At 33.1% G+C, this 24,771-nt stretch carries 1 protein-coding gene; it reads right to left on the reverse strand.

The window, feature by feature from the left end; translation table 11 throughout:
• Positions 1-10 precede the first annotated feature (10 nt).
• Complete coding sequence (locus tag HYG85_RS24340; RefSeq protein ID WP_244971284.1) at positions 11-24,754, reverse strand: SDR family NAD(P)-dependent oxidoreductase; 24,744 nt, start codon at positions 24,752-24,754, stop codon at positions 11-13.
• Between the last annotated feature and the right edge of the window lie 17 nt (positions 24,755-24,771).

The raw sequence follows: 24,771 nt of genomic DNA on the forward strand, positions 1-24,771 counted from the left end.
AATTTTCCTTTCATTCTTGATTGTTAGTGGAATCATAAAATAGTCCTTCAGCTTCATCAACATCAATTGTTCCCTGTTTTACTTTTTTGACTAACTCATGTAAAGTCATATTATCTGTAAGCTTAGAAATCTTCTTTTTTAGAAAATCTGCAAATTTATTTATTGTTGGATAATCATATATTTTTGTTGCAGCTATTTCTGTATTATATTTTTTGTTGATTTTTTGCATCCATTCTATTCCAATGATTGAATCTACTCCTATATCTATGAATCTCTCGTCTGTATCAATATCATCATATTTCATACACAAAACCTCTGAAAGAGTGACCTTTAATTCTTTTATAAGTGAATCTTTGTTGATTTGTGTTTCAATTGTTTCTTCATTTGTTTCTTTAATTTTTTCTTCTTTAATTTTTTCATTAATTCTAGTTATAGATTCATGATTATCAATTAAAGATATCTTGCTCACTTCTTTTTTAGGTGTATTACTTTGTAATGCATTTGTATCTGACAACGATGATAAGCAAATTTGTTTTGGCTTTTTAATAATGTTTATATTATTATTTTCTGTTCTTATTTCTTCATGACTATCTTTCTTTTGATTCAACTTAGTTACCCAATAACGCTTCTTGGCAAAAGGATACACTGGTAAACTTATTTTTTGTGGTCTATAATCTTTATACAATACATCCCAATCCACATATAATCCTTTTGTCCATAGATCTATGAGCACTTTGTACTTCTTCTTTTTAATCCATTTTTCTACAGCTTCCTGAATTTCTTCATTATTAGCTAGTATAGCTAATGTTTCCTTGTTTCGTTTACTCTCTCCTGTGAAAAATTCAGATTCTGATTCTCTTCCTTCAATATAATCATTTAGTCTCGCTTTTAGTTCATCTAATGTTTTAACTATGACTCCTAGTCTTTCCTCCATTGGTTCTCTTCCTACTTGAAGGGTATAGGCTATCTTTTGTAGGTCATCTTCCGTCATTTGTCCTGACTTTATTGTATGGAGTAGCTGTTTTGCCCTTTCTTTTAATTGTTCTTTTGTTTTGGCTGATAGTATTATCATTTCTTGTATTTCTATGTTTTTTTGTATCTTTTCTTTTTGTTTTGGCTTGTATTCTTCTATTAGCACATGGGCATTTACTCCTCCAAATCCAAATGAACTGATTCCTGCTCGTCTTGGTATTTCCACGCCGTTTTCATCTTTTAGTGTTTTCCATTCCTCTGCTTTGTTTACTATATAGAATGGACTTCCTTCAAGTTTTATGTACGGATTTATAGTTTCACAGTGTAAGCTTTTTACTAGTGTCTTATGTTTCATTTGGAGTAATACTTTTATGACTCCTGCTATTCCTGCTGCAAGTTCCAAGTGTCCTATGTTGGTTTTTACTGACCCTATTCCACATCTGCTATCTTCTATCTGATTATTTTTTGATGCTTCATACATTTCCTTAAATGCTGCTTTCAATCCATTTATCTCTATTGGATCTCCTAGTTCCGTTCCTGTTCCATGCGCCTCTATGTATGTGACTGTTCTAGGGTTTATTCCGGCTTTTTCATAAGCTGTCTTTATTAGTTCTGCTTGGGCTTTTGGATTTGGTGCAGTTAAGGAGTTTGCTCGTCCTCCATGGTTTTCTGCTGTTCCTTTTATTATTCCATAGATATGGTCCCCTGCTTCTTCTGCATCTTTTAGCCTTTTCAGCATTATCATGCCTGCTCCTTCGCCTCTAGCATAACCATCTGCTTTGTCTGAGAAGGTCTTGCATCTTCCATCTTCACTTAGCATTCCTGCTTTGCTGAACCCTATATGTGCATCAGGAGTTATCATTGTATTAACTCCGCCTGCTATTGCCATGTCACAGCTGCCATTTTGTATTGCCATAACAGCTCTATGTATTGCTACTAATGAGCTTGAACATGCTGTTTCTATTGGCTCACTTGGTCCATGTATATCAAGATAGTAACTCATTCGGTTAGGTCCTATTGATGGTACTGTTCCTGTTGACGTATAACCTTCTATTGGCACATCTGCTTTTGATATTATCTGGTTGTATCCTGTTGAGCCTGTTCCTACGAATATACCTGTTTTTGTTCCTGATAGTTTCATGGCAGAGTATCCTGCATCTTCTATTACCTTCCAGACATACATCATCAATAGTCTTTGTTGTGGGTCCATGAGCATTGCTTCTTTTGGTGATATGGAGAAGAACATTGGGTCAAATTCATCTATTTCATCTATGAATCCACCCCATTTTATGTTGGTCTTATTCTTTTCTTTCTTAGGGTCACCATAATAAGCTTTCCAGTCCCAGCGTTCTTTTGGTATTTCTGCAATACAGTCTTTTTCACTTTCAAGGTTATCCCAGAATTCTTCTAAATCCCTTGCCATTGGGAAAGTACCGCTTATTCCTACAACTGCTATTTCTTCTTTTTCTTCTTTTTTTATTTCTTTTGATACTTCTACTTGTTTTTTTACTTCTTGCGGCATTTGTTTTTTATCTTCAGCTGATAATACCTGTTTCTTTTTTTGAATAAAACGCTTATTATTATTAATATTTAATTCTTGTTTTACCACTAATTTTTCTTGATTTTTTCTTATCCCTTTTGTTGTTGCCGTTTCTCCTAATTGTTCTATAAGTAAATTTCTATAATCCGTAACTAGATATTCTGTAAGTTCATGTATAGTAGAATATTCAAAGAATATGGTAGGTGTTAACTCTAGGTTGTATTTTTGATTAAGCTTGTTTGCAAATTCAGTGAAAGTTATTGAGTCAAAACCATATTCATTGAGTTTTGTATCTGCATCTATGTCTTGCATTTTGACTTGGAGTAGCTTTGATACCATTTGGTTCAATGTTGTTTTTATTTTATTAGCAATAGTTTCAATTTCTATATTGGTATTATCTATCTCTTCTATATATTCTATGTCCTGTATCTCATTAACAGTTTCTTCAATTGCATTTGACATTTTATCTATTGAAGATACTGCTGTTTTAGTTTTAGTTAAAGAAGAATTTATAAGTGTATTTATCTTCTGTCTTATTTTTTCACTGTTTCCTTCGATTACCATTACTTGGTCTTTATCTAATGCTAATCCTTTGTAGAATGCTTCTATGCCTGTTCTGTTTTCCATAGCTGTCATTCCCATGTTCTTCTCCATCATCTTTTCTGTTTCTTCATCAATCTTCATGCCTCCATTTTTCCACATAGGCCAATTGATAGCTAGGGTATGTCCTTTTCTGTATCCTTCTTCTACCAACTGATTTCTATATGCTGCATATGCATCCATGTAGGCATTGGCTGCTGCGTAATCTGCTTGTCCTAGGTTTCCTACTACTCCTGATATTGATGAGAATAGGATGAAGAAGTCAAGAGGTATGTCTTTTGTCAGTAAATCAAGATTTATTAATCCTGTTACTTTTGGCTGCATTACTTGTTTTATTTCTTCTTCTGTCTTCTTAATGATATAGTTGTCTTTGATTATTCCTGCGCTATGGATAATTCCATCAAGCCTGCCATACTCTTCCTTGATTTCTTTTATGAGCTTATCCACCATATCTTTGTCTGTTACATCTACTTGTTTATATTGTATATTGCTTGTTTTGATTGTTTTTCTTGTTTTTTCTAATCTAGCTTTTTTTTCATTGTTTAACGGTGATCTTCCTGCAAGTATTATCTTGCTTCCTTTTGCTTTTTTTATGATGTCTTCTGCAAATAGTAGTCCTAGTCCTCCTGCTCCTCCTGTTATCAGGTATACTCCGTCTTGTTTCAAGTATGTATCCTGGCTATATTCTACTTCTGATAGTTCTTCCCATCTTTTTACGTAACGTTTTCCATTTGGGTATGATATCTGATTATTTTCAGGATACTTGCTGTTTTCTTTTATTATGTTTATTATGTCTTCTTCATCATCTGTTTCTATTTGAATCATCTGTCCTGTAAGTCTTGTACTTTCTATTTCTGCTGTTTTCAATAATCCTGATAGACCTGCAAACAATTTTTTTTGTCTATTATTCTTGGTTATAATCTGAATGAGTGTATTTTGTTTATTATTTTGTTTCTTATTGTCTTGATGCTCTTTTGTCTGATTGCTTATTGTTCTTTTAATGATATTAAATGCACTAAGCATACACTTTGTATATGATTCTTGTATAGGTATATTTTCTATATGCGTTCCTTGACTAGCTTTACTTCCTTCTATTCCTTCTATTTCTTCTATTGATTCTTGTAATTCAAGATTTATGCATTTTACTCCTTCTATCTTGTTTTCCACGCTGTTTGTTGATATTTCGTCAAATCCGCAGAGTATTACAATATGATTGTCATAGGAGACTATTTCTTCTTGACTGCCACATTCTGCTTCCTCCCAGATTGGCTGAAACATCAATGTTTCAACTTTATTTTCTGTTTCTATTATATTTCCTTTTTCTTCTTTTATTGTTCTGTAGGTATAGCCTTTCATACTTACACAGACCTTACCGTTTTCATCACATAAATCTATATCTATTTTTTTCACTGAATCCTCTAGGTTGCTCTTTTCACTGCCTCTTAGATATGCCCACATGTATTTTGTACATGAATGATGAATCTTCACTTCTTCCAGTGTAAATGGTAGTGTAAGCTTTTTCTCGTTGTCTTCAAACATCAGACCGATTGATGCTTGGAGGGCGGAATCCATCATGCAAGGATGAAGTATATACTGATCACATGTGTTTTGTATCACTGATGGTAATACAAGCTTAGCGAGCACTTCATTATTACCTACATAAACCTTATCAATTCCCTTATGTCCTTCTTTATAATTCATACCTGCTAAGCTGAAGGTTTCGTAGCATTGATTAGATGAGAGGATAGCCTTGTCACATGTATCCTGTAATCTTCGTATATTAATGTTTCTGCTTTCTTCGTCAATATCTATAGCAACGGTTCCTTGTGAATGAATCAGCTCTGAGCTGTCATCACCTGCATTATCACCCGATGACAGGCTGTAAATCTCATAAGATATTTCTCCATCATCTTTTGGATATAATCGTATATTTATGTTTACTGGGTCATCATCAACTATGACAGGTTGTATCCAGACCACATTTTTAATTTTTATCAACTCATCTGTTACATTTGCTGCCTGACTTACAGCTGCTCTTACCATTTCAAGATAAGCCACACCAGGAAGTATCTTACTATCTCCCACCCTATGATGGTTCAGGAAGAATTCTTGTCCTGTGAATGTTGAACTGAACCTTTGCTCCCAGAAATCGGAGGTGTTTTCATGTAATAGTGGATGTAGTTTTGTTTTCCTATCTTGATTGATTTCTTTTATTGGTTGAACTTCACAGTTATCTTCCTCTGGTACCCAATATTTTTCTTTGATGAATGGGTATGTTGGTAGGCTTATTCTATGTGGCTTAATACTATCGTACATCTTGTCCCAATCAACTTTTGATCCTTCAATCCAAAGTTCTAATACTTTATCATATTCACCCCTGCTTATATAATCATCAACAGTCTTAGAAATATTCTCATCAGCTGTTAATCCAGAATTTTTATGATATTGTGCTCTATCTGTATATAAGTTCTCAATATTATCCTGTCCATCTAGGAATTCTTGTAGTTTCATCTTCAGTTCAGCCATAGAATCTACAATTAATCCTAAACGGTATTCCATTGCTTCTCTACCTACTTGAAGTGTATATGATATATCATCAAGATTGTAGTCTGATAATCCTTTTTGTTCTATGTAAGTCAATAAGTTATTAACTATATTATTAAGAACTGTCTTCTTCTTAGCTGATAGCACAATAACTTTTGGCTTATCGGAAACTATTTGTTCTTTTTTATCTACACTATATTCTTCAATGATTATATGAGCATTGGCTCCTCCTGCTCCAAAAGAAGAAAGCCCTGCTATTCTTGGATATTCACATTCCTCATTATCTATATTGATAGTAGGTCTTTTCCAATAACCCAATTTTTGCTGTACTACAAAAGGTGTTTTGATAAAGTTAATATTTGGGTTCAATTCTTGTGAATGAAGGCTTGGCGCAATCTGTTTATTATTCATCTGCTGTACTATTTTAGTAACACCTGCTACTCCTGCTGCAGCTTCTAAGTGTCCAATATTGGATTTTACTGAACCAATTGAACAAAAATGAGTATCCTTAGTATATCCTCCAAATGCTTGATTGAGTCCTGTAATCTCAATAGGGTCACCAAGTTCTGTTCCTGTTCCGTGAGCTTCTATATAACTTACTGTTCTAGCATCAACACCAGCTTTATCTAATGTTTTTCTAATTAGTTCTCCTTGAGCTATTGGATTAGGTACTGTATAACCATTGGTTTTTCCACCATGATTAATAGAAGTAGCCCTTATAACAGCATATATATGGTCATCATCAGCTATGGCTTTGGATAAAGGCTTCAATAAGATACTTCCAATTCCCTCTCCAGGTACGAAACCATTGCTATCCTTACCAAAACTCTTACAGCAACCGTCTACAGAAAGCATTTTTTTACCACATAATTCAATGTAGCTCAAAGGATGTAGATATAGATTGACCCCTCCTGCAATCGCCATCTCACATTCATTGCGATACAAATGTTCACAAGCTTCATGAATAGCTGTTAAAGAAGAAGAACACATTGTATCAATAGGCATACTAGGTCCATGCAAATTCATGAGATATGAAATCCTGTTTGCTACTGAACTAAAGGATGTGTGGGGATATACTTTCTTTTCTTGTTCCCATAATTTTGGTGCATAAAATCCATAACCTGTTTTGGTAATTCCTACAAATACCCCTATGTTATTATTGAATTTCTGAGAAAGCTGTTCTCTAGTATATCCTGCATCCTCGAATAATTCCCAGCATGATTTAATGAATAGTCTTTCCTGAGGGTCTATATTAACCGCTTCTCTTGGAGAAATATTGAAAAATAGAGGATCAAAATCAGCAAAACCATTGATGAATCCTCCAGTCTTACAGTAGCTCCTACCCTTTCTTACAGCCTCTTCCTTATCAGGTATATAGAATCCTTCCATATCCCAACGTTCTTTTGGTATTTCACTAATACAATCTTTACCTTCTTTTAGGTTATTCCAATACTCATCCAAGTTATCTGCCTTTGGATAGCGTCCAGTCATACCAATAATAGCTATGGGTTCTCTATTAGCAACATAATTACTAGAAGTATTAGCTACAGTAATATCTTTTATATCACCACTATCATCGCCATCAGTAGTATTACCATAATCAATTGATGGAGTTGATTCTTCATGAAGAACTTCATCACTTATCCATGAAAGGCACTCTTTGGAATAGTTTTCTACAAGGTATTTATTGACTTCATCCAAGGTCTGGTATTCATAGAATAGAGTCTTTGATATATCATTGAATACTTTATCCAATTTATGATTCAACTGAGTAATCATTATTGAATTTATACCATATTTCTCAAGATATACGTCTCCATGAATCTTGTTGATACCTATTTTAGTAATCTCTCCTAACAAGGATTTCAGCTTGTACAGTGTCTTTTCTGCAAGCCTTTTTGTATCAATTAATGTATTATCTTGTGTAACAGGAGTGAATGTACCCTCTGCAAGTAATGTTTTTTTCAAGTGTCTTTCTAACTTTGATTTATCCCCTTCAAAAACCATAACTTGATCTTTACCTATTTCCAATCCCTTATAAAATGCATTTATACCAGATTCAGTTTTCATAGCTGTCATTCCAGTATTTTCTTTCAATAATTGTTCTGTATCTTCATCTACATGCATTCCTCCATCTTTCCACAATGGCCAGTTAATGGAAAGAGTCTTGCCGAACCTCTTTCCTGTGGTAACAAGACTATTACGATACTTGGAATATGCATCCATAAAAGCATTAGCCATTGAATAGTCAGCTTGTCCAATATTCCCCTCTGCTCCAGCACCTGATGAAAATAGTACAAAGAAGTCCATTGGCATACTCATAGTTGCCTTATCAAGATTAACCAGTCCTGTCACTTTTGGTGCAAGTACTTGTAGTATTTCTTCTCTTTGTTTTTTGATGATGAAATTATCTTTTATGATGCCTGCACTATGTAAGATACCATCTATATTTCCATAATTGTCCTCAATTTCTCTAATGAAATTATTTACTTGTCCTTTACTTGAGATATCCACTTGTTGATAGATAACAGTAGCTCCCTGTTTTTCAATTTCTTTGATCCTGTTTTGCTTCTTCATAGATAGTAGTGATCTTCCAGTTAAAATAATTACAGGCTCTTTTACCTTTTTGGCAATTTCTTCGGTAAATAATATTCCTAATCCTCCTGCTCCTCCAGTTATCAGATATGTACCATTATCTTTCCATTGAATACTGGCATTTCTATCTGCTATATCTATTTCTTTCCATGTCTTAACATATCTCTTATCATTATCATACTTAATATGTTTATCATTAGGATGTATACTGTTTTCTTGTATTATACTAGAAATAGCCGATGTATCATCCCATTTGGATAGTTCAATTATTTGACCTGTCACTTTTGAGTTTTCTAAGGAAACTGTTTTTAATAATCCAGATAATCCACTAAAAATATGCTGTTTATTATGATTAGGAACTAATATTTGAATTAACACACGATCATTTGACTTAGTGGAAAGTATATCCTTGATTCTTTCAAAAACCTGCAAACCATAGTCTATATAACGTTTATCAATACTATCTTGAGTTGATTTCAAAGGAATACATCCTACTGGTAAGTAATCTATTTCACAAGCCATTACAATATGCTGTTGGTAACTGGCATGTATTTCATCATAGTTGATTAGTTTCTGTTTCCATACTGGTTCAAGCATTAGAGTATTGCTTGTTGTATTAGAATCAGTATCTCCTTTTGTATCAGGAACCCAATAACTTTCCTTTGCGAATGGATATACTGGCAAACTTATTCTTGATGGCTTTGAGCTATCATATATCCTGTTCCAATCAATATCTACACCTTTTATCCATAGTTCTGATAATTTCTTTAAGTTTCTTCCCTTAATCCATGTATTTAGTAATTCTTTTGCATCATTATCTTCTTCAAAAAGTATAATATCATGACTATTTCTTTTTACATGACCCATTAAAATGTTGGTAGAATAATTATTTCCAGTATAATTTTCCAGACCATCCATTAGAGCCTCTTTAGAATCCGCTGTTATGATTAAACGATATTCCATTGCTTCCCTACCAATCTGCAAGGTATACGCCATATCCCTTAAATCCACATCTTGGTTAGATTCAATAAATGTTTTCATGGACTTTGCATACTCATTCAACTGTTCTTCATTTTTAGCTGATAAAAGGAAAGCTTTCATAGTATCTTCATTATGATTATCCTTATTTTTCTGTAAATCATCATCTGCTGGTATATACTCATCAATAACCATATGAGCATTAGTTCCACTAAGTCCAAAGGAACTTATACATGCACGGCGTGGGTTGTCCAAGTTAGTTTCCCAAGATTTTAGTTTATTGTTAATATAGAATGGACTTTCCTCCAAGTTAATATGTTCATTGATGGTTTCATAATTTATCATTGGTGGCAACATTCTATGTTTCAATGAAAGTAAAATCTTAATGACACCTGCTACACCTGCTCCTGCCAATAGATGACCTATATTATTTTTTACTGATCCAATAGCACAATAATTTTTCTTGGATGTAAATGAACCAAATGACTCTTTTAATGCTTCTACCTCAATTGGGTCACCAAGTTTAGTTCCTGTACCATGGGCTTCAACATAAGAAATTGTTTCTGGATTGATGTTAAATCTATTATATACTTCCTTTTCTAGATTAATCTGAGACTTAACACTTGGAGCAGTTATCCCATTTGTTTTACCATCCTGATTTATACCCCATCCACGAATTACTCCATAGATATTATCTTTGTCACGAACAGCATCTGATAAGCGTTTTAATAAAATGACTCCTGTACCCTCTCCAGGAACAAAGCCATCTGCACGATTATCAAATGCAAAACATTTACCACCCTTGGATAATACACCTGCTTTACTTGTCATTATATGCATTGACGGTCCTGTCATAACATATACTCCACCTGCTAAAGCTATATCACTTGTTTCTAGTACAAGGCTGTCACAAGCTTGTGCTATAGCTACTAAAGAGGATGAACACGCAGTATCAAGAGCTAAGCATGGACCTTTCAAATTCAATAAATAGGATATTCTAGCACTTAAAAATGAAGATGAAACACCAGTAAGTCCTTGAGCATTTAACTCTTTCTCTTCAAATAATTTTGAATAATCATTGTTGCCACAACCAACAAATACACCACAACACTGACCAGATAAAGACTTAGGATGAATACCTGCATCTTCTATACAGTTCCAGCAGTTTTCTAGGAATAATCTCTGTTGTGGATCCATGTATTCTGCTTCAGTTGGTGAAATATTAAAGAATAAAGGATCGAATTTGTCTATGTCTTTTAGTAACCCCATATGCTTGCAATATGTTTTACCAGGTACTTGTGGGTCTTCGTCATAATATTTTTCCAAGGACCAACGTGAGTCTGTAATTTCTGAGATACAATCTTTACCGTTAGCTAGATTATCCCAAAACTCATATAGATTATCTGCCTCTGGAAAGCGACCTGCCATACCAATGATTGCAATATCTTCTCTTTGTATTTCCTTTCTCATACCCTGTTTATCATCTTTTGATATGTTAATATTGGATTTTGCTCCGTCTTTCTCTTTTTTTATTCCATGATTTCTCTCCGTTGAAGGTTGATATGATGATTGTATTCTTTCTTTTACTTCAGGCTTATTGACAAAGGTTTTATCATGCATCATCACTTCATCTTCTATAGCCGCTGCAAGTTTGTCTTTTATTGATCTTATCATATTTGATTTCAATAATACGAGAGATTCCCTAGGAGATTCTGCCAATGATTTGGCTAATTCAATTGCATGAGGTAATACCTGTTTGGAATCCAATATTTTAAAAGGAACACCTCTTGATTCTAATTCTATTCCCTGATATCTTTTTCCTGTAAATAAGATTTCACTAGCTAGACTTCCTCCTAATTTTTCAGGGAAAATTACTGTGGAACCAAAGCCTGGAGTAAAACCGAATTTCATGAAATTAGTTGTATAATAACTTTCTCTGCTCATTACAACAAAATCACATGACATTCCAAAACACCAGCCAGCGCCAATACCATGTCCTTGCATAGCAGCTATAACTGGGATATCACAGTCCAACGCCAATCTATATAACTTGGTATCTGTATATTTTACTTTTCCATCTAGTATAGCCATTAATGACTCTCTGGTTCCTCCACAAGCGAAATATGTGTCATATCCAGTAACAATAACAACTTTATTATTAGTGTTGGATTGTATCTCTTCAAATGCCTTTGTTAGTCCATTAACCAAATCTTCTGTAAAAGTATTTTTATTTACATGGTCCTGCATTTTAATTAGAACAATACCTGGTTCAATCTCACTTATGTCAATTACATTCTCAGATATATCATTGTCTATGTCATGGTTACTAATTATATTTTTATCTTCTATTACCTCTGCTATTGACTTGATAACTGGTAGTTCCAATGAATTTATCTTGCTGCCTAAGAAATCAGCAAATTCATTTATAGTAGGATAATCATATATTTTAGTGGCAGAAATCAATGTTTGATATTTTTCATTCAATCCTTTAATCCATTCTACACCACTTATTGAGTCAACACCCATATCAATAAACTTAGTATCTACATCAATATCAGAAGCATCCACTTGAAGAAGCTCAGACAAACTGATTACTAATTCTTTTTGTAGCGATGCAGTATTGTTGGTTTTTATTGGATTAAGATTGACTACCGCTTTTGTAGTACTATCTAAACTTATATTTTTAATACTAGAATCTATATTTGGACTGTTTTTAGTATTATTATTTTTAGTATTATTATTTTTAGTGTTATTATTTTTAGTATTATTATCTTTACTAGTAAACTGACTTAGGGATTTCAAAGCTACATGCTGTTTTTCATGAGAATCCTCTTTACTAGGACTGATATTGATATTTAATTCTTGTTCCAAATATGAAGAGAATTCTTTGATAGTAGGATAATCATATATCTTTGTGGCTGTGATCGTTGTTTGGTAGTTATTATTTAATATATTAATCCATTCTACACCACTTATCGAATCAACACCCATATCAATGAACTTTGCATCTGCATCAATATCCGAAGCATCAACTTGTAATAACTTGGATAGGCTTGTCACTAGTTCTTTCTGCAACGTTTTACCTGATACATATTCATTTTTATTATCTGTTTCTACAGGTATGTATTTTGTAGTAACTACAGAATTTAAGGCTACATTTTTAGGTTTACCAGTTATTTCTTGCTTCATCTTCAACTGCTCTCCCATAATCTTATTATTTTTTGGTTCGTAAATATCATTCTTATTGATGTTCTCAGATATTTTATATGTTTTTCTGATGAATGGATATGTTGGAAGGTGCATACTCTTTGAATTAGTTCCAAATAGTAGCTTCCAATCTAATTTATATCCTTTGCAGTATAAGTCGGCTAATAAACTAAGAGTCTCTAAATATTTTTCTTTATCTTTTTGTATTGAGCTTTCCTTTAATAGTTTTTCTCCATAATTATAATCTTCTTTTTTCCCTTGGAATCTTCTTGAGGTAGTACCCTCAAAAATATTTTGATTTGTCCTATTGTTTAACACATCCCTTAACAGGGTTACAGCTTCATTATTATCTCTTACAATAATCCCGCAGCGATGATTAAAATGTTGACGTCCCACTAATAAAGTATAGCTGATATTACTTAAATCACTGTTGCTTATGTCTTTTACCGTAAACATCTCAATCATATCTGTTATTTTCTGCTCTAATGCTTCTCTTGTCTTAGCTGAAAATACCAGTAAGTGATAAGGCATTTTTTCACTTACACTAACTATTTCATCTTCATAATTTTCCAATACTACATGTGCATTGGTTCCGCTCATTCCAAAAGCACTGACTGCACCTATTCTTCTGCCATTGATTAAATCCCAAGGTTTATTATGCTTATTCACATAAAAAGGATTATGGCTCCAATCTGTATAGTCATTTTCCTGTTGGCAATTAAGACTTGCTGGAATTACACCATGATTAATGGACTCTACTAGATTTATCAAACTCAATAATCCTGATGTAGCACCAGTATGTCCAAAATTAGTTTTATTTGAAGTGATTGCACAATATCCTTCTTTATCAGTATAGTTTTTAAAAGCTTTACACATGGAATTCATTTCAACTGAATCACCTAATCTTGTTCCAGTACCATGTGTAACTATGTATCCTATATTATCTGGATTAATATTATATTTTTCGTATACTGATTTCATCAATTCTGATTGTGCCGCCCCATTAGGTGCAGTTATACCATTTGTTTTACCATCATAATTAATACCTGTACCCTTGATGACTGCATATATAGGGTCGTTATCCTCTTTGGCTTTTGATAGTTTTTTAATTACCACAGCGGCTACTGCTTCACCTGGTACCATTCCGTCAGCTCTCTTGTCAAAAGCATAACATTTACCTGTATTTGATATCATACCTATTTTACTCATGGCTAAAAAACCGTCAGGAGTAAAAATCGTACTAGCTCCTGCAGCTATAGCAGTATCACATTCCCCGTTACGCAAACTCATACAAGCTTGATGAAGTGCCACTAATCCAGATGAACAAGCAGTATTAATTGCCATATTAGGTCCATTAAAATCCAAGAAATATGACAAACGAGCTGCTAGAATACCATTATGGTTGGAAGTAATATTGCTCATTTCTTCTGAAAGCTTATGATAATCTCCCTCTTCTACTCCAACATACATCCCCACTTTATTACTGTTTAATTTTTCATGACCATATCCGGCATCTTCTAAAGCCTTCCATGATTCCTGTAACAGAAGTCTTTGCCTTGGGTCCATTTTTTTAGCTTCTTGTGGTGTGATTTCAAAAAAAGCAGAGTCAAATTCCCATATGCCAGGCATACTTCCACACCATTTACAATCAGTTTTATCCTTTTCCTTTATTGGATTTCCATAATATTGTGTCCAATCAAAGCGATCTTTTGGTATCTCACTAATCACTTCTTGACCGTTCTCAATAATTGTCCACATCTCATCTACAGTTCTTGCATTAGGAAATCTTCCACTCATACCTATAATAGCAATAGGTTCTAAGTTGGGATTAGGTTCTAAATTGGAACTAGTTTCCATTTTATTATTTATAGTATTTACTGTTTCCAACTTTTCAGTTTCTTCCCCATAGGTTTCATCAGTTAATATAGATGGCTTGACAGTGTTTTTCTTATAAAATTCTTCAATCTGGCTTTTGTGTTCTACTTGGAAATAATTTATTAATTTTTCTATGTTGGAATACTCAAAAAACAGTGAAGGCGTAATGTTCAATCCGTAATGCTCAGTTAATAAACTTGCTAATTCCGTCATACTAACAGAATCAAATCCAAAATCAGCAAGGTCTTTGTCTATTTCTAATCTGTCTTGTGGAATTTTTAATACTTCTCCAATATAACCCTTCAAATCTTTTTCAAGATACTCTTTTATATTAGGTTCTTCCACTTCTTCCTGTCTCTCTATAATAGAAAAAGTATTCAATTTAGGCTTTTGATTATGTTGTTCATCATTATCTATTTTCAAGAAATTAAGTACCCTTGAAGGTTTTCCAACTAATATCATATGTTGAGTTTTATTTTGAGCAATTATAGATTCAAATGCTTGTATTCCTTCTTTTGATTCTAGATAACGTTGTCCGCTTAATTTCAGGTATGATTTGGAATTTTCATCACTCTCAAAGCCCATACCTCCATCTTTCCATAAAGGCCAATTAATTACATATGTATTTTTCTTATTATATTTCCTATTTCTATGATGTGCGTATGCCATTTGGAAACGATTAGCTATGGAGTAATCACAAGATCCAAAATCACCTAGTATAGCGGAAGAAGAAGAAAAATAACACATAAAATCAAGTGTTTCATTATCAATTAATTCATCTAAAACCATTGTTCCATATATTTTTGGTTTCACGATATCATTAAATTTTGCAATAGATTTTACGAAGATACTTTCGTCACCTATGATTCCTGCGGCATGAATAACACCATTGATTGCTCCAAATTCTTGTTTTACATATTCCAGTTCCTTTTTCATAAGAATCTGGTCACTTATATCTCCTTGAATATATACCACTCTACTGCCTAACCCTTCTAATTGCTTAAGCATTGATTCTTTTTCATTATCCATTGGTGATCTTCCAACTAAAATAAGATTGACAAGATGTTTTTTTGCTATATGTTTCGCAAACATATAACCAAGACCTCCACAACCACCAGTTATAAGATAAGTACCATTTTCTTTTAATACACTCATCTTTGATTCCAAGGTCATTTGCTGGAATTTATGTATGTATCTTTTATCTTCAATATATAATGCACTTTTTATTTCTGTAATTGATGACTCTTCATATAATCTATTTATCCAATCCTTGATATTTACTCTTGATGATTCTATTTCTGTTTTTTTAATAATAGCAGATATTCTAGTATCAGGCATGATAAGACCCATGGAACGTTCAAAACTGACCCAAGATTCCAGGTAACATCTATCTAATTCGTTTGTGAACTCACCTGCTAATAGTATCTTGGATATCCTTAATCCTACATAATTGATTCCTTGTAATATATAAACTATTGGAGAATAGTCAGTAATACAACTTGAATCTTCAAGTGCCCATAAATACAATATAGTATCAATCACACCATAATTATCTTTTATATCATTGAAGGCTTCTATATAATCATTATTGTCGTTAGCTGATATCCTATAATTATCTGAGGATACTTTACTATATTGGTCTCCTTTGGAGATAAATATAACTTTAGATGAATTATCTTTTTCATGTAATGTATCAACAATATTTTTCTTGTATTCCTCTCCTGAAACAAAACAAATTACCTTATCAATATTTTTGGATTCAGATTGATTGATAGGCTCTTCCTTCCAAACTTCTTCAAAGGTCATCAGTTGGTAATCCTCTTGATATTCTTTAACTTCTGTTTTGGTATTGTATAAATTTTCATGAGTATCATTCTTAATAGGAATACAATTTGTTTCTTTTACCCAATAGGATTCTTTAGCGAATGGATATGTAGGCAGACTTATTCTACTTGGTTTATTTTCGTCATATAGTCTATTCCAATCAATATCCAGACCTTTAACCCATAATTTTACTAGCTGCTGGTATTTATCTTTTTTAATCCATGCATCAATAGTAGTTTGAATATCTTCATCACCAAAAACAGATAATATTTCTGTATCTGATTTAGCTCGTCCTCTATATAAACCATCTATGTATTCTTCATCATCTAGGAACATCATTAATTTTTCTTTTAATTCCTGTATTGATGTAACCATTAAACCTAATCGTTGGTCCATTGCCTGACGTCCTGTCTGCAACGTATATGATATCTTCATTAAATCCTTATCAGTATAATTGGATTGTTCAACAGCTGTTAATAACCTCTTGACTCTGCCACAAAGTCCTTCTTCATTCTTAGCAGATAATAGAATGATCACTGGGTTCATTATTGAATAAGATATTTCTGACTCATTGTTAGGTATATATTCCTCTAATACAATATGTGCATTTGATCCTCCTGCTCCAAAAGCTGATAAACCAGCTATTCTGGCACATTCTTTCTCTACTCCATCTATATTGATTATTGGTCGTTTCCATTCTTGAAGTTCTTGTTGAACATAGAATGGTGAATTGTCAAAATCAATATTAGGGTTTAATTCTTTTGAATGTATTGAAGGTACTAATTGCTTATATTTCAACTGTAATAATAGCTTAGTTAATCCAGCAACACCGGCAGCACTTTCGCAATGACCTATGTTGGATTTAACAGAACCTATAGAACAGAATTGTCTCTCCTTGGTATCTTTTTCAAAAGCACTAGTTGCTCCCTTAACTTCAATAGGGTCTCCTAATATGGTTCCTGTTCCATGAGCTTCCAAATAGCTTATTTCTCTTGCGTTGACCTTAGCTCTCTTCAATGCCTCAGTAATTAATTGTGATTGAACAGATGGATTAGGAACCGTATACCCATTGGTCTTTCCAGCAGTATTAATCATACTTCCTTTTATAATTCCATAAATATGGTCACCATCTTTTTTTGCTTTCTTTAATGGTTTTAGAATTACAGCGCCTACACCTTCACCATCTACAAAGCCATCTGCACCTACACCAAATACTTTACATTCGTTACCTTCTGAGAGCATAGTCATTTCAGAGCGTCTTATTAGATGATTTGGATGCATAATCAAGTTAACTCCTCCGGTAATGGCACATTCAATACTGCCACTGTATAAACTCTCCAACGCTAGATGCAATGCTGTTAAAGAAGAGGAACAAGCAGTATCTAATGCCATACTAGGACCTTGGAAATTAAAAATATAAGAAACACGGTTAGCAATTGAAGAAAAGGAATGTCCACCAGGATAATAACCGTTCATGACACCTGCGAATACACCTACTTTTCTGCTGGTACTAATGTTTTCTGGTGTATATCCAGCATCTTCAATACTCTCATAAGCTATTTCCAAAAACAAACGTTCTTGAGGGTCCATTCTTTCAGCTTCTCGTGGAGAAATATTGAAAAATAGAGGATCGAATTTATCTATGTCTTCCATAAATCCAGCCCATCTTGTATACATGATTCCCTTTTTGCCTTTTTTCTCATCATAATAATCTTTCCAGTCCCAACGATTACTAGGAATCTCACTAATACAGTTTTCACCCTTTTTTAGGTTATTCCAAAACTCATTAAGATTACATGCTTTTGGATAACGACCAGAAATTCCTATAACTGCAATATCTTCAACTTCATATTCTGAACCATTTTTTTCTTTAGTTGATACTGATTCATTTGTTTTAATGAATGTTCTTGGTTTTCTAAGTGAATCATTATTAATGCTCTGTTCATGTTGTTTTTGATTATTATTATTTTCAATTTTATCTAAACCTACTAGCTTTATAAGAGAATTTTTTTGTGTAATTATAAGATGTTCTACCATAGCATCTATGGTTGTATATTCAAAAAATATGGTACTGCTGATATTGTCAAATACTTTTCGTAACGAGTTGGTTAGTTCAATAACCAGAATGGAATCAATTCCATATTTTTCAAATTGATCATTGGTATCTAGTTTGTTTATATCTATTTTCAGGGTTTTTCCTATAAGCTGTTTTATGTACTCTGTGCTTTTTTCTCTTAATTTTTCATCATTATTATTGTCTGTATTTAACCTGTCATTCGTATTTTTCTTAGGTAACTCTATAGTAACTGTATTCTTTGATTCAATACATCTATCTATTGATACTTTTTTTCGAACTACACCATTACTCTTTGAAACAATAATTTGTTGACCGAACTCCACTTTATTTTTTGCTGGGAAAAATACTGATTCATAACCTTCTTTTTCTAATACATCCTGCCAATTTTCCGAGTACAGTCCTGGACAACCTTTTATTCTTATTTCAGTATCTTCATTGAGCCACCAGCCCTCTAATAATCCAAATGTAAGATGTGCAGTTAAACTGTTGCCTACCATTTCATTAAGTATCAATAAACCATCTTTCCTTAGAATTTTTTTAATATTGCGAAGAGATTTAGCAATATCCTTGGTTGCATGTAATACATTGGCTGCAATTACTATATCGTAATGGTTAAGATCAATATTTTGCTGTTCAGGAGATTTCTCCAAATCATATATCTTATAAGTAATATATGGATTATCTGGTCCATATTCTTTTTCAGCATATAATAGGAAGGATTTTGAGATATCCGTATAGCAATATTCCTTGATATATTCTTTGTATGATCTTACTTTATTGAAGACCATTGAACTAGTTCCTCCAGTTCCTGCTCCAATCTCAAGTATCCTTATATCTGATGATTTTTTATTATATTGTTTTATGTATTCAACAACTGCATCAGCGAGTACTTCATTGAAATAATCTGCTACTTGATTATTTTTATAGATATTTTCTACTAATTCCATGGATGAATCAGGGAACATAATATCTGTTGCAGGTACTTTTCCAGTTATAATCTCTGGCAGTTTTTTAAGTGTGGTTTCAAGTAAAGTTATCCATGCTTTCATACTTCTATCTTGTAACCATGGAATTTTTACTTTTTCCCATTCATTCCACATATTATCCATATCTGCCATGCCAGAATTAATGACTTCATAATATTCTCCACTATCTTTTATGAAGTTAGCTGACTGTAGAAATTCCATACTTTGTTCAAGCCATCTGCTATATTTATTAATACATAATCGGTTGACTTTATTTTTATCTAATCTATCATGTTCAAATAATCCCACAGATTGTAATTGACCTAGTAGTATTCTACAAATTCTATGGTTCAATTCTTCGCAGGTGATATAATTATCTGGTTTGATACATAATTCAATTTCTTTGATATCTTTTTGTAATGCATTCATATCCACTGAGAAATTATTATTATATATATCAATCACTTCTTCTGTATTCATACCTTCCACTGCAATAGGTTTATTTGTTTTTATCATACCTATCTGGTTGATTGGTCCAGTAAGCAATATATCTAATGCTTTCATCCCCTCTTGAGAATCAATTAGATCCAAGCCTATTTTATGAATGTGTTGAAGGAACCTATTATCCATTTCATGTTCACCCCAATATCCCCAATTGATTACTTTAGCTGGAGAAGACCATATCTTGGATAATTGATGTGCAAATGCATCTTCAAAAGTACAACCTGCAGCATAATGACTTTGTTTTGGATTTTTGATATATGAGATTAATGAGGAGAAAAATAATACAAAATCCAATTTGTCCTTATTGAATATCTGAGCTATACGAATGCTTACATCAATTTTAGCACTTAGACCATTCCTGAATCCCTCTTCTGTCATATCCTTGATATTTTCTTCGTTGAATACGATAGCAGAATGAATTACACCATCTATCTGTGAATGACTTTCTTTTATTTTATTATATGCCTGCTTCATATCTTCTAAACTGGCAGCATCAGCACTAATATATTGTGGTGCCTTACCAATAGCAGCAATTCTGTCAATTTTAGCTTGAATGCTATCATTAATCTTTCTACGTCCAATCCAAATAACATGGGCATTATAATTACGTATTACATATTCACTCCATACCTCTCCAATATAACCAGCACCGCCAATCACCACATATACTCCATCTTGTTCATATATGGTATCATTAGATGCTTGACAGTTTAATGGCAATAGCTGATGTCTATACCATTGACCATTTCTAAGAACCCATGGATGTCCCTTGCCTTCAATTGGCAGATTCTTTATATCACTTATTGACCAATTACTGTTTCCCTCCAGGTCTATAAGTCTGATCTTCCAATTGCTGTACTCCTTCACCATGGAACCTACTAATCCATGAATACTTGCATGTGTAGGATTAATAGATTCTTTGCTATGTACATATTGAGTATCAAAAGTTATAATACTCCATTGTAATTCTTTATTACCATATCCAAGCTTAAGTACAGCCTTTATGAATCTAAATAAAAGGATAACTCCTTGATTTTGTTCTTCTATCAATGTATCTGATGCCAAACATGTAACTGGATTATTATCAGCAACCCATATAATATGGTCTATATGATTATTTATGCTGAGTTTATCTATAATTATATCAATAGTATCCTCTTGATTAATTTCTAATTGGATTGCCTCGTTGCCATCATCTAAGTTGAAGTGTTTGGTATCTTTACCAATTATTAAAGTATTCTTCACTTCTTGTATGTGATTATCTTCTACTAGAACTTTATCCCATACTGGTACAAGCATAATATCTCCAACAGGTCTTTTATTGTTTTTATTATCATCGAGAGAAGTTGTGTTCTCATTTTTTACTTCACCTGTTAATTCTCTAGTGGTAAAGCCCTTTATGCATACACAGATATTTCCTTCATCATCACATAAATCTATATCCAACTTCTGAACAGAGTCATTAGAATTATCATAATCACTATAACGAACCAAGGACCACATAGAAGTCTTGCACCTTCCAAATATCTCAAGCTGCTGTAATGCAAAAGGCAAGTATGGGTTAATTCCTGTACCACTATCCTTTATTAAATTGGAATTAATACTCAAACCAATCAATGCATGTAAAGCTGAATCCATCATACTAGGATGGAGAATAAAATCATCTATAGTTTTTTGCAGGGAGGCAGGTAATGATAGTTTGGCTAATACCTGTTGCTCACCACAAAATATTTTCTCAACAGCTTTAAATCCTATACCATAATCCACACCAATGGTCTTGAAGGTTTCATAACACTCATTTTGTTTTATTATCTTGTCATTACATATTTGTTTAGTCTTTTCAATATCCAAATAAGGCATAGAAAGCTTATCAAGTACTGCTGTTCCTTGACTGTGGACTATTCTATCCTCTATATTTTCATCTTCAGTATATATCTTATATTCAATCTCATGCTGGTTTTTAGGTTCTAGATTAATAAATACCTCTCTTGGCTCTTCCTTAATCACAATAGGATCTATCCAATATATGTCTTTTAGCTTAATACTTAAATACTTGCGTGTATTTATTTCTGTCGCCATTTCAACAGCTTGACGAGCCATTTCCAAATATGCAACTCCAGGTAAAACTTTTTCTCCCTTAACTCTATGATCAGATAGGAAAAATTCCTCTCCAGTAAAAACTGAACTAAATCTGATTTCATACAAATTAGAGGTATTTTTATGAATTAACGGATGTATAGGAATTACCTTATCCCATAGTGTTATATTAGAATCCTCTTTCATATCTTGTTTAGTTATCCAATAGGATTCTCTTGCAAATGGATATGTAGGTAAACTTATTCGTTGAGGTATTTTACTATATAATTTAGTCCAATCTATATCTAAACCTTTTACCCATAGAGATGCTAATTGCTTTAATTGTCTGTTTTGGTAGTATTTTTTAAGTTTATCTTCTATATCTTTATCCTTTGTTTTATCTTTTGTTCTTTCTACATGTGACAAAAATACTTTATCTGATTTATTATCTGTATAGAATTCTTCAAGAATCATAAGAAGATTTTCTCTTGAATCTGCTTCAAAAGCAACTCGATAATCCATAGGTTCTCTACCCACTTGCAAAGTATATGCTAAATCCATTATTGAAGTCTCTTCATGAGTATCAATGTATTCCTTGATATGTTCTGCATATACTTTCAATTGCTCCTTAGTCTTAGCAGATAAAACAAATAGAATAGGCTCACTGTTATCTGTATCTATTGATATTGTTCCACCCTCTGGCTTATACTCTTCAATGACTAAATGTGCGTTGGTTCCGCTGAAACCAAATGAACTTACACAAGCCCTTCTTGGCATACCTTTCGTAGTTTTCCATTCTTTCAGTGTATCATTTATATAGAAAGGACTGTCATCTATTGTAATATGTTCGTTTAGTAATTTATAATTAATTGTAGGTGGTAGCATTTTATGTTTCATTGCAAGTAAAACTTTAATTAGACTTGAGACACCAGCCGCAGCTAATAGGTGTCCTATATTGCTTTTTACTGAACCAAGTGCACAATAATTGTTCTTTTTGGTAAATGCTCTAAAGGATTCTGTCAATGCTTCCACTTCTATAGGATCACCGATCTTTGTTGCTGTTCCATGAGCTTCCACTAAGGATATTGTTTCAGGTTCAATGTTAAAACGTTGATATACTTCTTTCTCCAAATCAATTTGTGAGTTGACACTTGGAGCTGTTATACCGTTTGTCTTTCCATCTTGATTAGTACCCCACCCCTTGATAACACCATAAATCATATCTTCATCTATGATTGCGTCAGATAATCTTTTTAATAGAACTACGCCAACTCCTTCACCTGGAACAAAACCGTTTGCTTTATCATCAAAGGTGAAACACTTACCATCTTGAGACAACATACCTGCTTTTGTAGTCATAATATGCATTGATGGTCCTGATAATACACAAACTCCTCCTGCCAGTGCCAAATCACTATTATGTAATATAAGACTATCACAAGCCTGTGTTATAGCCACAAGAGAAGATGAGCAAGCAGTATCAATAGCTAATGAAGGACCTCTTAAGTTCAATAAATAAGAAATCCTAGCACTCAAGATGGAAGCCGCTGTTCCCATTAATCCTTGGCCATTCAACACCTTCTCATAGTCACTGCCTCCACAACCTACAAAAACTCCACATTTGCTTCCCCATAAGGAAGAAGGGTTTAACGCCGCATCTTCAATACAGCTGTAACATTGTTCTAAAAACAAGCGTTGTTGAGGATCCATTAGCTCTGCTTCCACTGGTGAGATATTGAAAAACAAAGGATCAAATTTATCAATATCCTCTAGAACGCCCATATATTTACAATAAAAATCGGTGGATGTATCCTCATCTAATTCTCTAGCTTCATCATTCCAGCGAGAAGATGGAATCCTAGAAATACAATCTTTCCCATTTTTAATATTATCCCAAAATATATTAATGTCCAAAGCTTTTGGAAATCTTCCCGAAATACCAATGACTGCGATATCATTGTTTTTATTTCCATTATTAATTGAACTTGATGCATTATTGACCTTTTTATTTTTCATGATATCAGTTTTATATTGTTTTTCTGTTTTTTTATGTTCTTTATTACCTGCATCACTCATTTCCACAAAAACCGAATCTATTTTCTTTTTTACTTCAGGCTGATTAACAAAAGTTCTATCCTGCATATTAATCTCTTTTTCTATAGCATCAGAAAGTTTATTTTTAAGTGGTTCAACCATATTTGATTTTAGAAGTACTAATGACTCCCTAGGTGACTCAGCTAAGGTTTTAGCCATTTCTATGGCATATGGTAATACTTCTTTAGAGGGTAAAATCGGAAACGGAACTCCTCTTCTTTCAAGTTCTGCGCCTTGATATCTTTTACCCATAAATAGTATTTCCTGAGCTAAACTTACTCCCACTTTCTCTGGGAAAAATAGGGTAGCACCAAATCCAGGTGTAAAGCCGAATTTCATAAAATTAGTAGAATAATAGCTTTCCCTGCTCATTACAATAAAATCACAAGACATCCCTAAACACCAGCCAGCTCCGATTCCATGTCCCTGCATAGCAGCGATAACTGGAATTTTACAGTCTAATGCAATTTTGTATAGATTATTATCCGTATATTTTACCTTACCATTATATATATCTAATAAAGCATCTTGAGTTCCTCCAGATGCAAAATAATTTTCATAACCAGTAATTATAACAACTTTATAATCAAGATTTTCTTCAATTTCTTTGAATGCTTCAATAAGCCCTAGTGACAGCTCTTTGGAGAACGTATTCTTATGCTGGTAATCTTTCATTGTCAATTGAACAATACCGGGAGAGATTTCATTCAAATCTATTATTGATTGCTCATTCGTACAATCGTCTTCTATATCAACATTAAGCTCTTTTGTATTGATATTTTCTTCAGTTGAGATTATATTTGGTTCTTTTTTTGTTTCTAATAGATTCTTTAATTCTGATTTTGCATCATCTAGACTTATTTTACCTGTTTGTAATGCATTCAATATATCCTTTGATTCCATTATATCTGCCTCCTTCC

Origin of the sequence: Vallitalea guaymasensis, assembly GCF_018141425.1 — a bacterium.
Classification (GTDB): Bacteria; Bacillota; Clostridia; order Lachnospirales; family Vallitaleaceae; genus Vallitalea; species Vallitalea guaymasensis.